Origin of the sequence: Dictyoglomus turgidum DSM 6724 (genome assembly GCF_000021645.1) — a bacterium.
Taxonomy (GTDB): Bacteria; Dictyoglomota; Dictyoglomia; order Dictyoglomales; family Dictyoglomaceae; genus Dictyoglomus; species Dictyoglomus turgidum.
Window position 1 is genome coordinate 1,026,639 of record NC_011661.1, and the last position, 13,144, is coordinate 1,039,782.

General features: G+C 34.1%; 17 protein-coding genes. All 17 read left to right on the forward strand.

The features are described 5' to 3' along the window. The first annotated feature begins 2 nt into the window (after positions 1–2). The 17 genes from rpsK to DTUR_RS05210 all read left to right on the forward strand — a co-directional run bounded on the left by rpsK (position 3) and on the right by DTUR_RS05210 (position 13,133). Positions 3–398 carry a 30S ribosomal protein S11 gene (rpsK, locus tag DTUR_RS05130; protein ID WP_012583369.1) on the forward strand — a complete coding sequence of 132 codons (396 nt, stop codon included), beginning with the start codon at positions 3–5 and terminating at the stop codon, positions 396–398. 20 nt (positions 399–418) lie between these two features. Continuing rightward, entirely contained in the window at positions 419–1,039 is a 621-nt protein-coding gene (gene rpsD, locus DTUR_RS05135; protein ID WP_012583370.1) for a 30S ribosomal protein S4, read from the forward strand. Positions 1,040–1,078: 39 nt separating this feature from the next. Then, positions 1,079–2,044 (forward strand): DNA-directed RNA polymerase subunit alpha, encoded by a 966-nt coding sequence (locus DTUR_RS05140; RefSeq protein WP_012583371.1) that lies wholly within the window; start codon positions 1,079–1,081, stop codon positions 2,042–2,044. Further along, positions 2,041–2,391 (forward strand): 50S ribosomal protein L17, encoded by a 351-nt coding sequence (rplQ, locus tag DTUR_RS05145; protein WP_012583372.1) that lies wholly within the window; start codon positions 2,041–2,043, stop codon positions 2,389–2,391. The genes DTUR_RS05140 and rplQ overlap by 4 nt, the downstream gene beginning before the upstream one ends. Then, on the forward strand, positions 2,391–3,209 hold the full coding sequence (locus tag DTUR_RS05150) for an energy-coupling factor transporter ATPase (protein WP_012583373.1): 819 nt from the start codon (positions 2,391–2,393) through the stop codon (positions 3,207–3,209). The genes rplQ and DTUR_RS05150 overlap by 1 nt, the downstream gene beginning before the upstream one ends. Next, the gene (locus DTUR_RS05155; RefSeq protein WP_012583374.1) at positions 3,200–4,063 is read left to right on the forward strand and encodes an energy-coupling factor transporter ATPase; all 864 of its coding nucleotides are present in this window, start codon (positions 3,200–3,202) and stop codon (positions 4,061–4,063) included. The genes DTUR_RS05150 and DTUR_RS05155 overlap by 10 nt, the downstream gene beginning before the upstream one ends. After that, positions 4,051–4,854: an energy-coupling factor transporter transmembrane component T family protein gene (locus tag DTUR_RS05160; protein WP_012583375.1), complete on the forward strand. Its 804-nt coding sequence runs from the start codon at positions 4,051–4,053 to the stop codon at positions 4,852–4,854. Before DTUR_RS05155 ends, DTUR_RS05160 begins: the two co-directional genes overlap by 13 nt. A 2-nt stretch (positions 4,855–4,856) precedes the next feature. Next, positions 4,857–5,594, forward strand: a complete 738-nt coding sequence (truA, locus tag DTUR_RS05165) for a tRNA pseudouridine(38-40) synthase TruA (RefSeq protein WP_012583376.1) — start codon at positions 4,857–4,859, stop codon at positions 5,592–5,594. 52 nt (positions 5,595–5,646) lie between these two features. Beyond that, complete coding sequence (gene rplM, locus DTUR_RS05170; RefSeq protein ID WP_012583377.1) at positions 5,647–6,075, forward strand: 50S ribosomal protein L13; 429 nt, start codon at positions 5,647–5,649, stop codon at positions 6,073–6,075. Between the two features lie 12 nt (positions 6,076–6,087). Continuing rightward, entirely contained in the window at positions 6,088–6,504 is a 417-nt protein-coding gene (gene rpsI, locus DTUR_RS05175) for a 30S ribosomal protein S9 (protein WP_012583378.1), read from the forward strand. A 9-nt stretch (positions 6,505–6,513) separates the two neighbouring features. Then, positions 6,514–7,038 (forward strand): AmmeMemoRadiSam system protein A, encoded by a 525-nt coding sequence (gene amrA / locus DTUR_RS05180; RefSeq protein ID WP_012583379.1) that lies wholly within the window; start codon positions 6,514–6,516, stop codon positions 7,036–7,038. Between the two features lie 3 nt (positions 7,039–7,041). Then, positions 7,042–8,049, forward strand: coding sequence for an AmmeMemoRadiSam system radical SAM enzyme (gene amrS, locus DTUR_RS05185; RefSeq protein ID WP_012583380.1), 1,008 nt, complete (start codon positions 7,042–7,044; stop codon positions 8,047–8,049). Then, positions 8,050–8,454: a hypothetical protein gene (locus tag DTUR_RS05190; protein ID WP_012583381.1), complete on the forward strand. Its 405-nt coding sequence runs from the start codon at positions 8,050–8,052 to the stop codon at positions 8,452–8,454. Continuing rightward, complete coding sequence (gene glmM / locus DTUR_RS05195; RefSeq protein ID WP_012583382.1) at positions 8,451–9,794, forward strand: phosphoglucosamine mutase; 1,344 nt, start codon at positions 8,451–8,453, stop codon at positions 9,792–9,794. Before DTUR_RS05190 ends, glmM begins: the two co-directional genes overlap by 4 nt. Before the next feature lie 194 nt (positions 9,795–9,988). Then, positions 9,989–11,815: a glutamine--fructose-6-phosphate transaminase (isomerizing) gene (gene glmS, locus DTUR_RS05200; RefSeq protein WP_012583383.1), complete on the forward strand. Its 1,827-nt coding sequence runs from the start codon at positions 9,989–9,991 to the stop codon at positions 11,813–11,815. Positions 11,816–11,820: 5 nt separating this feature from the next. Next, entirely contained in the window at positions 11,821–12,201 is a 381-nt protein-coding gene (gene acpS, locus DTUR_RS05205; protein WP_012583384.1) for a holo-ACP synthase, read from the forward strand. A 5-nt stretch (positions 12,202–12,206) separates the two neighbouring features. Further along, positions 12,207–13,133: a tetratricopeptide repeat protein gene (locus DTUR_RS05210; RefSeq protein ID WP_012583385.1), complete on the forward strand. Its 927-nt coding sequence runs from the start codon at positions 12,207–12,209 to the stop codon at positions 13,131–13,133. Positions 13,134–13,144: the final 11 nt, after the last annotated feature.

Consider the following 13,144-nt stretch of genomic DNA (forward strand, 5'->3'; position numbering starts at 1 on the left):
AAATGGCTAAAAAGAAGAGAACAAGAGGTCCTAAGAAGGAAAAAAGAATAGTTCCTGTTGGAGTTGCACATATCAATTCTACTTTCAATAATACTATAGTAACCATTACTGATCCTGAGGGAAATGTGTTAACATGGGGAAGTGGTGGGACAGCAGGTTTTAAAGGTACAAAGAAGGGTACTCCTTTTGCTGCTCAACTTGCTGCGGAAATGGCAGCGAAAAAAGCTATTTCAGAGTATGGAATGAAGAAAGTTGATGTTTTAGTAAAAGGGCCGGGACCTGGAAGAGAAACAGCTATTAGAGCTTTACAAGCTGCTGGATTGGAGATTTCTCTTATTAAAGATGTTACACCTATTCCTCATAATGGGTGTCGCCCACCACGTAGAAGAAGAGTGTAGTTTGAAAAGGAGGAGAGACGATGGCAAGATATACAGGACCAGATTGTCGTTTATGTAGAAGAGAAGGTATGAAGTTATTTTTAAAAGGGACAAAATGTTTTTCCGAAAAGTGTCCCTTTGAAAGAAGACCATTTCCACCTGGTCAACATGGTAGAGCTCAAAGAAAATTAACTGAGTACGGATTAAGGTTAAGAGAAAAACAAAGAGCAAAAAGAATATACGGAGTATTAGAAAGACAATTTAGGCGATACTTTGAGATAGCCTCTAAGGGTAGAGGTGTTACGGGAGAAAGGTTATTGCAACTTTTGGAAACAAGACTTGATAATGTAGTGTACAGGCTGGGTTGGGCTTTATCTCGAGCTCAAGCAAGGCAGATTGTGTCTCATGGTAAAATTGCTGTGAATGGTAAAAGAGTTAACATACCCTCTTATAATTTAAAGCCAGGAGATGTGGTAGAGCTCCTTGATAAAGATTTAATTCCTGTACAAGAAGCCATATCAGTTTTTGGAAATAAGAGTGTTCCAGCCTGGTTAGAATTGGATAGGGAAAACCTTAGAGGAAAAGTTTTGAGATTACCAAAGAGAGAAGAAATAGATACTCCTGTCCAAGAACAGCTTATTGTAGAGTTCTACTCCAGATAATTTTTGGTGGCCTTTGGGCAGGGTAAGGAGGTAGATAATTTGTTAGAGGAAAATGTAAGGGTTATTATTGAAAAGAGATCAGATGAATATGGGCGTTTTGTAATAGAGCCCTTAGAGAGAGGATATGGGTGGACCATAGGAAACTCTCTAAGGAGAATACTACTTTCTTCTATTGAAGGAGCAGCTGTGGTTTCGGTTAAGATTGAGGGAGTAAGACATGAGCTTGAGGTATTACCAGGCTTAAAAGAAGAGATTTTAGAAATTTTAATGAATCTAAAAAAGCTTGTAGTTAAAATAGAAGATAACAATTCTCATATTTTGGAACTTGATGTGAGAGGGCCTAAAGTAGTAACAGCAGGTGACTTTATAGTTCCAGCAAATGTTAAAATACTTAATCCAGATCTTGTAATTGCAACTTTGGTGGATGATATTCCATTTCATATGGAAGTAGAGGTAAGAAAAGGTAAAGGATATGTCAGTGCAGAGGAGAATAAAGATCAAAGTTATCCCATTGGAGTATTAGTATTAGATTCCATATTTTCTCCTGTAAAAAAGGTAAGTTATACTGTAGAGAAAACAAGGGTTGGTCGAAGAACAGACTTGGATAGATTAATAATAGAGATATGGACTAATAAGTCTGTAACCCCTGAAGAGGCTTTTAGAGAAGCTTCAAGAATATTAATGGAGTATTTTAAACTTTTAAGTGAAAGGGAGTTTCAACTTCCTCATGAGGAAGTAGGACAAGAGATTACATCCTTAGAAGAGGAAAAGAAAGGATTAACCCTTGAAGATTTGGGACTTTCTACAAGAGCTTATAATTCTTTGAGGCATGCAGGTATACACACTATTGAGGATCTTTTATCAAAAAGTAGAGAGGATTTAATGAAAATCAAAAATTTTGGGCAAAAATCCCTTCAGGAATTGGAAGAGAAATTAAGAGAAAAGGGACTGAGTTTGAGAGATGGTGGAAATCCTGATACGGAGAAAGGAGAGGGCTTAGAATGAGACACCGTAAAGCATATAGAAAATTAAGTAAACCAACTCCCCAAAGAAAAGCTTTATTTAAAGCTCTTTTGATATCATTATTTAAACATGGAAAGATAGTGACCACTTTACCGAGAGCAAAAGAAGTCACGAGAATTGCAGAAAAGCTTCTTACTATTGCTAAAGAAGATTCTGTTCATCATAGAAGATTAGTATATGCATGGCTTCAAGATAGGGAGTTAGTTAGGAAAGTTTTTGTAGAGATTGCTCCTAAATATAAGGATAGAAATGGTGGTTATATCAGAATATTAAAACTGGGTATGAGAAGAGGAGACGCAGCAGAGCAGGCAGTTATTGAATTCGTATAATGATAAAAGTTGAAAATTTATCTTATATTTATCAACCCGGCACCTCACAGGAGAAGGTAGCTCTTAAGAATATTAATTTAGAGATACCTTCTCCTTCTTTTTTTTGTATTGTAGGAGCTAATGGTTCAGGCAAGTCTACCTTCGCAAGGCTTCTTAATGGACTTTATACTCCAACTTCTGGTGATGTAATAGTAGATGGAATGAATACAAAGGATGAGAAAAGAATATGGGAAATAAGAAAAAACGTAGGTTTAGTTTTTCAAAATCCAGATAATCAGATAATAGGAATGACTGTGGAAGAAGATATAGCTTTTGGTTGTGAGAATTTAGGACTTCCCCCAGAAGAGATTGAAGAAAGGATTAATTTTGCTTTAAAAGCGGTAGGAATGGAAGAATATAGAAAGTATCCACCTTACTTACTTTCGGGAGGACAAAAACAACGGGTTGCTATAGCAGGAATTTTAGCTATGATGCCTAAGTACATTGTTCTTGACGAACCCACTACGATGCTTGATCCTAAGGGTAGAAAAGAGATAATAAATATAATAAGAAGGCTTTACGAAGAGGAAAAGAAAACCATAATTTTGATAACCCATCATATGGAGGAGGTAATTTGGGCAGAAAAGATTGTGGTCTTTTTTAATGGGGAGATTGTAGATTTAGGAACTCCAAGGGAGATATTTTCTAAAGATGAAAAATTAAATGAATGGGGATTGAATTTGCCTATAACTACAAGAATATCAAAGTGTCTTTTAGAGAGAGGCTTTAATATACCACATCCTATCTTAACTCCCGAGGAATTATCTCTATGGCTTTAATTAGTTTGAAGAGTGTATCTTACACATACTTAAAGGATACTCCTTTAGAGAAAGAAGCTCTTCTTAATGTTTCTTTAAATGTTGAACATGGAGAAAGAATAGGAATTCTTGGGAAGACGGGTTCGGGAAAGTCTACTTTAATTCAACTTATAGGAGGTCTTATTTATCCAACATCGGGAGAAGTGTATGTAAAAGATAAGGAGATCAGAAAATGGAATTCAAAAGAGCTATGTAAAATCGTGGGAGTAGTATTTCAATATCCCGAATATCAATTTTTTGCTGAAACAGTATTTGAAGAAGTAGCTTTTGGACCTAAAAATGTTGGTATTTCTGAAGAAAAAATTGAGGATTGTGTGAAGTCTGCTCTTATCTCAGTAGGTTTATCTTATGAAGAAATCAAAGATAGATCTCCCTTTCATCTCTCTGGGGGAGAGAAAAGAAGGTTAGCTATTGCAAGTATATTGGCCATGGATCCTGAAGTTCTCATTTTGGATGAGCCTACAGCAAATCTCGATCCAAGAGGTAAATTGCAGATAATGAACTATATAGATAGATGGGTGGATAAAAAACAAAAGACTCTTATCATAGTATCTCACGATCTTGATGAGGTTATGAGATTGGTGAGAAGAGTTATAGTTTTGAAAGCAGGAGAAATAATTTTTGATGGTCCCTCTGAAAGATTATTTATGAGCTATGATAAATTAGAAGAGGCGGAATTGGACTTGCCTGAGATAGTTAGGCTTGTAAAAATACTCCAAGAAAAAGGATATCCTATAGAAGGCGCTTTTACTGTTCAGGAGATTGTAGAGAGAATACTTGCTTATAAGGGATATAAGAGTTTATGGAAGTGTTAAAAACTTTTCCTATTGGGCAATATATACCTGCAAATTCCATACTTCATGGTTTGGATGCTAAGGCTAAAATTATAGCATCTTTTTGGCTTATCGTATTTATATTTCTAATAAGATTAAACCTCTCTTATTTGTTTTTCTTTCTTCTTATTATGTTAGGGATCTTTCTTTCTTCTCTACCTTTAAAGTATTTTCTTAGGTCTCTGAAACCTGTTTATTTTCTTGTTTTATTTACTTTTATTATTCATTTCTTTTTTGGGGAAGAAGGAGGAAGGGTTTTTTGGAGATTTGGAATTATACACATTACGGAATTAGGAATTAAAATGGCTATTTTTATGTCTTTGAGGCTCATATTTATAGTTATGATAACTTCTCTGCTTACTTTAACCACATCAGTGTTGGAACTGGCTCAAGCTTTAGAAGATCTTCTGAAGCCTCTAAAGTATTTCAAATTTCCTGTGCATGAGTTTTCTATGATGATGACTATAGCTATTAGATTTGTACCAACCCTTTTAGATGAGACAGATAAAATAATAAAAGCCCAAAAAGCAAGAGGAGCAGAATTTGGTAAAGGTAATATTGTAAATCAGGCTAAGAGTTTACTTCCCGTAATAATTCCTCTCTTTGTAAATGCTTTTAGAAGAGCAAATGAGCTTGCTGAAGCTATGGAATCAAGGTGTTATAGAGGGGGAGAGGGAAGAACAAGGTATAGAAGGACTTATTGGACGCTGAAGGAGACTTCTTTTATATTTTTCATAGGAATCTATTCTGCTCTTTTACTTATATTTTTTTGATAATGACTAACTGGAAGCTTGAGATCTCATACATTGGTAAAGATTTTTATGGATTTCAAAAACAACCTGGAAAGCGAACTATACAAGGGGAGTTAGAAAAAGTATTGAGTTTCTTATTTGATGAAGAAATAAGGGTAATAGGTGCAGGAAGAACCGATACGGGAGTTCACGCTTTGGGTCAGGTGGTTAATTTTAAGAGCAGGGGACATAAAGGTTTTTCCTGTGATAAGCTTCATAAAGTTTTAAATAGATTACTGCCTGAGGATATAAAGATAAAAAAGGTTGAAATTGTAGATGATAGTTTTCATGCTAGATATTCTGCAAAAAGAAGATGGTACATTTATGTGGTTTACAATAATGATGAAAGGGATTTGTTTTTAAAAGACTACTCCTGGTGGATAAGTAGAGAAATTAATAGAGAATTATTGATTTTTTCTGCAAATCTATTTAAAGGAGTTCACGATTTTAAAAATTTTTGTGTAACAGAGGATGAAGATCAAACGGTTATTGAAGTCTATGAATCTTTTTGGTATTTTAAGAAAGATCTGTTAATATATTTTATATCAGCCCCATTTTTTTTGAGAAAAATGGTAAGATTTATAGTAGGTAGCATGGTAGAAATAGCTTTAGGAAGAAAAAGTTTAATTGAGTTAGAAGATTATTTAAAGGAAGAAAGAAAAGAAAGGTTTTCAGTTCCTGCCCCTCCTTGGGGACTTTATCTTTTTAGAGTAGATTATTGACATTGTAAATAAAATTATATTAAAATGCTACGGGAAAGGAGGAAAAAGAAAAATGAAAACTTTTATGGCAAAAAAAGAAGAGATAAAAAGAGAGTGGTATGTAGTAGATGCAAAGGGAAAGGTGCTTGGTAGATTGGCTTCTGAAATAGCAAAAATATTAAGAGGAAAGCATAAACCAATTTATACGCCCCATGTAGATACAGGCGATTTTGTGATTGTTGTAAATGCGAAAGATGTGGTGTTGACTGGAAAGAAAGAGGATCAAAAAATATATTTCTTCCATTCAGGATATCCAGGTGGACATAGACTTATTACTGCAAGAGATATGAGAGCTAAAAGCCCTGAAAAGATGATTTACCTTGCTGTTAAAGGGATGCTTCCGAAGGGTCCCCTTGGTAGAAAAATGTTAAAAAAATTGAAGATCTATGCTGGACCTGAACATCCTCATCAAGCTCAGAAACCAAAAGAATTGAACATATAGTGGGAGGGATAAATGTTGGAATTTACTTCTCAAGATGTAAAAGTGATACATGAAGTTGGTGGAAGAAAGACTTCAAGGGTAAAAGTATGGTTGCGTTTTCCTGGAGAGGGTAAGATTATTGTTAATGATAAGCCTTTAGAGGAATATTTTGGAGGAAGAATATTTTTCCATAAAATAGCGAAGAAACCTCTAGAACTGACAGGGATGTTAAATCAGGTAGATGTGATAGCTCAAGCAATTGGTGGAGGAGTGAGTGCTCAAGCACAGGCTCTTGCTCATGGGATTTCAAAAGCTCTTGTAGCATTAAAGGAAGATTGGAAGACTCTTCTTAAGAAAGAGGGTTTGTTGAAGAGAGATCCAAGAGAAAAAGAAAGAAAGAAATATGGTTTGAAGAGAGCAAGAAGAGCACCACAATATTCAAAGCGATAATGGATTTTTATGGATTTAAGAGAATATATTGTGGGGCTTGCTCGTAAAGCCATAGAAACTTATTTAAAGGAGGGGAGAGTAATAACTCCACCTCCTGATATACCTGATTATCTAAAGAGAAAAGCAGGAACTTTTGTATCTTTGCACAGGAAATCAACAGGTGAGTTAAGAGGATGTATAGGTACTATAATACCTACTACTTCTAATATTGCTGAAGAAATTATAAGAAATGCTATAAGTGCAGCTACTGAAGATCCCAGATTTCCACCCCTTGATTTAGATGAACTTGACGATATAGAAATTTCAGTTGACGTTCTTTCACCTTTAGAAGAAATAAAAGATATTAAAGATCTTGATCCCAAAAAATATGGTGTAGTAGTAGAGAAGGGATGGAGAAGAGGAGTTCTTCTTCCTGATCTAGAAGGAGTGGACACTATAGAGGAGCAACTTTCTATTGCTTTGGCAAAAGCAGGAATTTCTCCTTCTGAAAATTTTAAAGTTTATAGATTTTCGGTGGATAGATTTAAGGAATGATTAATGAGAGAGGCTTTATATTATCAAAAATTAGAGAATCAGATAGTTCAATGTTTATTATGTCCTCATCATTGTATTATTCCCTTAGGAAAAAGGGGAATTTGTGGTGTAAGAGAAAATATTGAAGGAACTTTGTATTCTTTAGTTTATGGTAAGGCAAGCTCTATTGCCTTAGACCCTATTGAAAAAAAACCCCTTTATCATTTTTATCCAGGATCTGCTATTCTTTCCATAGGTACTGTAGGTTGTAATTTTAAGTGTCCTTTTTGTCAAAATTGGACCATATCTCAAGTTGGACCTGAAGATATTTTTCTTGAAGACGTTGATAAAGAATTGCTTTTGAAACTAGCCAAAAAAAATGGTTCTATTGGTATCTCATACACTTATAATGAGCCCTTTATTTGGTATGAATTTGTTTTAGAGGTAGCAAAGCATTTTAAGGAACATAATCTTAAGAATGTTTTTGTGACTAATGGTTTTATAGAAGTAGAACCTTTTTTGGAAATAGCTCCGTATATTGATGCTATGAATATTGACCTAAAATCAATAAGAGAGGAATTTTATAATAAGTTATGCAAGGGAAGCCTCAAAGGCGTAAAAAGAATAATAGAGTTTGCATATGAGAAGGGAATACATATAGAACTAACCAATTTAATTATCCCTGGTTATAATGACAATAAAGAAGAAATTGTAGCTTTAATTGATTATGTAGCAAGTATAAGCCCTAATATCCCTCTACATTTTACAAGATATTTTCCTGCATATAAATTCACAGTTCCTCCAACTCCCATAGAGATATTAAAATTTGCTTACAGTGAGGCAAGAAAAAGGTTACATTATGTTTACTTAGGAAATATATGGGATACAGAAGGAAGCACTACTTTTTGTCCTAACTGTGGTAATGAGCTTATTGTAAGAGAAGGATATTTTATTAGAAAAAATCTTTTAAAGAATTCTAATAAGTGTCCCTATTGTGGTACTTCTATCCCAGTACACACAGGGGGAGTTTAAATGAGAGAGGTATTAAGAAACAAAAAATTGAGAAACTATCTTATCCTCTTTTTGACACTATTAATATTTTTAGCTTATAGTTACTATGATTGGTTAAAAGATTCTCCATGGAGAGAAAAATGGAAGAATTTAGAGAAATATGTAGGAAAAGAAGTTACTTTGAAAGGAGAGGCTGTAAGCCCTTATGGAATATGGGGTAGTATATATTCTGCTTATTCTTTAACTTTTGAAAACTTTCAAATTACTGTGCTGAGTACTACAGGAATTCCAGCAGAAGGAGAAAATTTGATTGTTACAGGAGAAATTAAGAAAAATTTCGAAGTGGTTGGTTTTTGGCAAGGAAAGGAAGTAAGAGAAAGTTATCCTATGGTGTTAATTGAGAAAGAAAGGAGAGAAATAAGGTGAGAAGATTTTTTGGAACTGACGGAATAAGGGGAGTGGTAAATGAAGATCTTACTCCTGAACTTGCTTACAAGCTAAGTAGGGCAATAGTTGGATATTTTGGTAATGTTAAGGGAAAAAAAGTTATTATTGGGAGTGATACAAGAAATTCTAAAGACATGTTGAAATCTGCTCTTGTTGCTGGTTTTACTTCGGGTGGAATGAATGTGTTAGATGTTGGTGTTATTTCGACTCCTGCTTTGTCTTATTTGGTTAAAAATCAGGATGAGGTTTTATTAGGGGTTATGATTTCTGCTTCTCATAATCCGGTAGAGTATAATGGGATAAAAATATTTAAAAACGATGGATTTAAACTTGATGATGATGTTGAGGCAGAGATAGAAAATTACCTTTTAAAGGAGGATAACTATTATAGAGCTAATCCGCGGGAGATTGGAGTAATTTATGATTTTTCTCATATAAAAGAAAAGTATAAAAACTATCTTAGAGAGATAATTAATGGAAACTTTGAGGGGTATAAAGTTATGTTAGATTGTGCTTTTGGTTCTCTTTCAGAAATAGCACCTGAAGTTTTTAGAGAGTTAGGAGCAGAAGTTGTGGCTTATAATACCAAATATAATGGGTTAAACATTAATGAGAATTGTGGAGCAGTTTATCCTGAAACTAGTAAGAAGCTTTTCTTAAACTCGGGGGCTCATATAGGTTTTACTTATGATGGGGATGGAGATAGGGTAATTGCTTTTTCCGAGAACGGAGAGATAATAGATGGTGATATAATGCTGGGTATTTTGGCAAAATATCTTAAAGAAAAAGGGCTTCTTAAGGGAGATAAAATTGTAGGAACAATTATGACTAACTTGGGACTTGAAGAGTATTTAAAGAATATAAATGTGGAACTTATTAGGACTAAAGTTGGGGACAGATATGTGCTGGATGAGATTTTAAAATATGGTTTAAATCTTGGAGGTGAAACCTCTGGTCATATAATTCTTTTTGATTATATGTCTACAGGAGATGGTTTGTTGACCTCTTTATTTCTGCTTAAGATATTAAAGGAAAAGGGAGTAAAGCTTTCTGAGTTAGCTAAAGATATAAAGATCTTTCCTCAAGTACATGAAAAAGTCTCTGTAAAAGGACTTAATATTACAGAAGATATGGAGAAAAGATTTATAGAAATAACCGAGGAGGTGATAAATGGAAAAAATATAAGATATATAGTGAGGAAATCGGGTACTGAGCCAGTTGTTAGGATAACTTTAGAAGGAGATGTCCCTAAGGAATACCTAAATGAGTTAGTTTTAGAAATTAAAAGTAGAATAATTGATCTTCTTTCAAATTTTTAAGCGCCAGGACTTACTCTTTTAGGGAGTAAGTTGACGAGGTGGAGGTTTATCGAGGTTTTCGGCGGGTGCCTCCAGGTAGTTGCTACCTACCTTAAGGAGACTCACAAAACTGGTGGGTGACCACCAGGACAAAAGGTCTCCAAGTAGCATTAGGGACTATCTCCTTCTCCAAAAGAGAAAAGGAGGAGGAGAAAATGTGTGGTATTTTTGGTTATATAGGAAATAAAAACTGTATTCCTTTTATTATTTCAGGATTAGAGAAATTAGAGTATAGAGGCTATGATTCAGCAGGGATGGCTTATATAAGGAATGATAGTGTTTTGGAAATTAAGAAAGTAGTAGGGAAAGTTCAAAATTTAAAAGAGATATTGGATTTCAGTGATTTTTCAAAAGTAGGTATAGGTCATACTAGATGGGCAACCCATGGAGGAATATCTGTGGAAAATGCTCATCCACATACTGATTGTAAGGGAAACATTGTGGTGGTTCACAACGGGATTATAGAGAACTATAAGGAGTTGAAGGAGCTACTAATAAATAAGGGACATGTTTTTAAAAGCCAAACCGATACAGAAGTAATTCCTCATCTTCTAGAGGAGATGGTGGATAAAGAAGAGATAGGTTTAGAAGAAGCTGTAAAAGAGCTTTTTAAAAAATTAGAAGGGGCTTTTGCTTTATTGATCATGGATAAAAGAAATCCCAATATTTTATATGCTCTAAGAAAGCAGAGTCCTCTTATAGTTGGATTTGGAATAGGGGAAAACTTTATTGCCTCAGATATTCCTGCTTTAGGTGATTATACCGATAGATTTTACTATCTAAAAGACAATCAGATGGCGAAAATTTCTGCTAATGAGATAAAAGTATATGATATGGGAGTAGGCAAATATATAGGCGTAGAGCCCATAAGAATACCTCAGGATAGAATAAGGGCAGAAAAGAACGGATATCCTCACTTTATGTTAAAAGAGATTTTTGAGCAACCGTTAGTAGTAAGAAGAATTCTTTCTACAGTAAATAAGAATAGAGATGAGCTTCAGATAGAAGATATAAAAAGTATAGATATTTCTTGGGAAAAGATTAAAAAAGTTTTTATTGTGGCTTGTGGAACTTCTTACCATGCTGGATATTATGCTAAATTTTTGTGGGAAGAAGAGTTGCCATATTTTATAGAAGTTGAACTTGCTTCTCAGATGCATCATCGAAATTTGAGAGTTCCTGATGAGACTTTGTTTATAACTATAAGTCAATCAGGGGAAACAGCAGATGTGATCTCTACACTAAGGAAAGTAAAAGAAAAAGGCTTTAAGGTATTGTCCTTAGTTAACAACCCTCAAAGTACAGTGGCTAGAGAAAGTGATTACTTTATTAACCTGAGGGCCGGAATAGAAATTGGAGTTGCTGCTACAAAAACTTTTATGGCTGAGCTTGTTTATCTGGGACTTCTTAAAGAATATGTTAAAAACAAACTTTATAAGGTAAAAATTGATTTAGATAAGTGGAATATGCTACCTACATATTTGGAAAATTACCTTTCTAATATAAAAGATCAAGTGTTTGAGACAGCAAAGAAGTATTATCAAAAGAAGAACTTCCTGTATCTCGCAAGAGGAAGAAATTTCCCTCTTGCCCTCGAAGGAGCATTAAAATTGAAAGAAATTTCTTATATTCACGCAGAAGGTATTCCAGCGGGTGAGATGAAACATGGACCGATAGCATTATTAGATCCTGAAACACCAGTTTTTGGTATAGCGTATAAGGATGATGCTTATTCGAAAATGATAAACAATCTTGAGGAAGCAAAAGCAAGAAGAGCACCTATAATTGCTATTGGAAATGAAAAGGATAAAAAATTGGAAAACCTTGTAGATGATTTAATTCCTGTTCCCAATATTGATCCTTTTTATTACCCTTATATGGGAGTAATGGTACTTCAACTTTTTGCTTACTATGTAGCTGATCTTCTTGGAAGGGAAATAGATCAACCAAGAAATTTAGCCAAATCAGTGACAGTGGAATAGAAAATATGGAAAATATTAGTCTTGAAGTTGGACTTGATATTATAGAGATAGAAAGAATTAAAAATGCTTGCGAGAAACATAGAAATTTTAAAGAGAGAATATATTCTCACGAAGAACTAAAACAATTGGGCAATAAAAAGGATATTTATGCCTCCTTAGCTGCACGTTTTGCAGCTAAGGAGGCTTTTATTAAGGCTCTTGGTGGAAAATATGAGGGGTGGCGTTGGAAGGACATAGAGATACTTTATGGACTAAATGGAAAGCCGGAGATTAGACTTAAAAATAAAGCGTTAGAGATGGCTCTTCAGAAGGGTGTTAAAGAGATTAAGGTGAGTCTATCTCATACTCATAAATATGCTGTTGCTATTGTGATACTTGTGAGGTGAGAAGTATGAAAGATTCTCCTATAGAACTTTTAAGGGAAAAAGTAGCTGATTTAAGAAAATTAATTAGTAAAATCTTAGTTCCAACCCAATCTGAAAGTAAGAGATATGCTGAAGACTTTATTTTGAAGAGGCAAGAAATTCAGGAATTAGTAGAGGATATTAGAAGGTTAGGTATATCTATAGAAGCCGAACTTGTGGAACTTAGTGAAATTGACGGAGAAGTGAAAAAGAATTTGGACACTATCTACAAGTTGTTAAAAAATTCTGATCTGAAATCTAAAGGCAATACCTATCCTAGGGATTATTGGTGGTGGCATATATGGGATATAGTTGAGAAAAAAAGAAAAAGGAAGATTAAAAGGATAACAATTTATTCTTTACTGACAGTTTTAATCCTTATAGGGGTAGTAATTTTGTCAAATTATTTTAAGCCTTCCTCTCAAGAGATTATAGAAACTATGGATAGCAGTTATAAGTATTTATCTGAAGGCAAAGTAGATATGGCTCAGAGAGTTCTTGAAGAGAAAATAGAAAAGTATAATAATAGTCCTGATTTATGGCTTTCCTTGGGTATTGTTCTTGAGCATAAAGATGTTAAAAAAGCAAAGGAAGCTTTTGATAAGTCATTGAAGTTATATAAGACTAAAAAAGATTTTCTAATAAACAGAGCTATTCAATACAAGAAATTAGGATTTTACGAAAAAGCTGAAAGAGATTTGGAAGAAGTCTTAAGTATGGATAAAGATAATTCTCAGGCTCTTTACATTTTAGCTACCATATTTGAGGAGAAAAAACAGATTGGAGAAGCTATAAAAATTTATAAAAGAATAGAAGAACTAGGTGATAAAGCAGATCCTCAAATACTGGTTATGAGTAAAATGAGGCTTATTACCCTTTTACAAAGCTCAAATTTACCTTCTGATTCAAAATAAAAATTTGAAAA

Excerpts from the sequence above, each read along its gene's own strand:
- acpS (WP_012583384.1), top strand. The coding sequence starts at position 11,821 with ATGGAAAATATTAGTCTTGAAGTTGGACTTGATATTATAGAGATAGAA.
- DTUR_RS05190 (WP_012583381.1), top strand. The coding sequence starts at position 8,050 with ATGAGAGAGGTATTAAGAAACAAAAAATTGAGAAACTATCTTATCCTC.
- rpsD (WP_012583370.1), top strand. The coding sequence starts at position 419 with ATGGCAAGATATACAGGACCAGATTGTCGTTTATGTAGAAGAGAAGGT.
- DTUR_RS05210 (WP_012583385.1), top strand. The coding sequence starts at position 12,207 with ATGAAAGATTCTCCTATAGAACTTTTAAGGGAAAAAGTAGCTGATTTA.
- DTUR_RS05160 (WP_012583375.1), top strand. The coding sequence starts at position 4,051 with ATGGAAGTGTTAAAAACTTTTCCTATTGGGCAATATATACCTGCAAAT.
- DTUR_RS05155 (WP_012583374.1), top strand. The coding sequence starts at position 3,200 with ATGGCTTTAATTAGTTTGAAGAGTGTATCTTACACATACTTAAAGGAT.
- rplM (WP_012583377.1), top strand. The coding sequence starts at position 5,647 with ATGAAAACTTTTATGGCAAAAAAAGAAGAGATAAAAAGAGAGTGGTAT.
- amrA (WP_012583379.1), top strand. The coding sequence starts at position 6,514 with ATGGATTTAAGAGAATATATTGTGGGGCTTGCTCGTAAAGCCATAGAA.
- rpsK (WP_012583369.1), top strand. The coding sequence starts at position 3 with ATGGCTAAAAAGAAGAGAACAAGAGGTCCTAAGAAGGAAAAAAGAATA.
- rplQ (WP_012583372.1), top strand. The coding sequence starts at position 2,041 with ATGAGACACCGTAAAGCATATAGAAAATTAAGTAAACCAACTCCCCAA.
- amrS (WP_012583380.1), top strand. The coding sequence starts at position 7,042 with ATGAGAGAGGCTTTATATTATCAAAAATTAGAGAATCAGATAGTTCAA.
- glmS (WP_012583383.1), top strand. The coding sequence starts at position 9,989 with ATGTGTGGTATTTTTGGTTATATAGGAAATAAAAACTGTATTCCTTTT.
- truA (WP_012583376.1), top strand. The coding sequence starts at position 4,857 with ATGACTAACTGGAAGCTTGAGATCTCATACATTGGTAAAGATTTTTAT.
- DTUR_RS05150 (WP_012583373.1), top strand. The coding sequence starts at position 2,391 with ATGATAAAAGTTGAAAATTTATCTTATATTTATCAACCCGGCACCTCA.
- rpsI (WP_012583378.1), top strand. The coding sequence starts at position 6,088 with ATGTTGGAATTTACTTCTCAAGATGTAAAAGTGATACATGAAGTTGGT.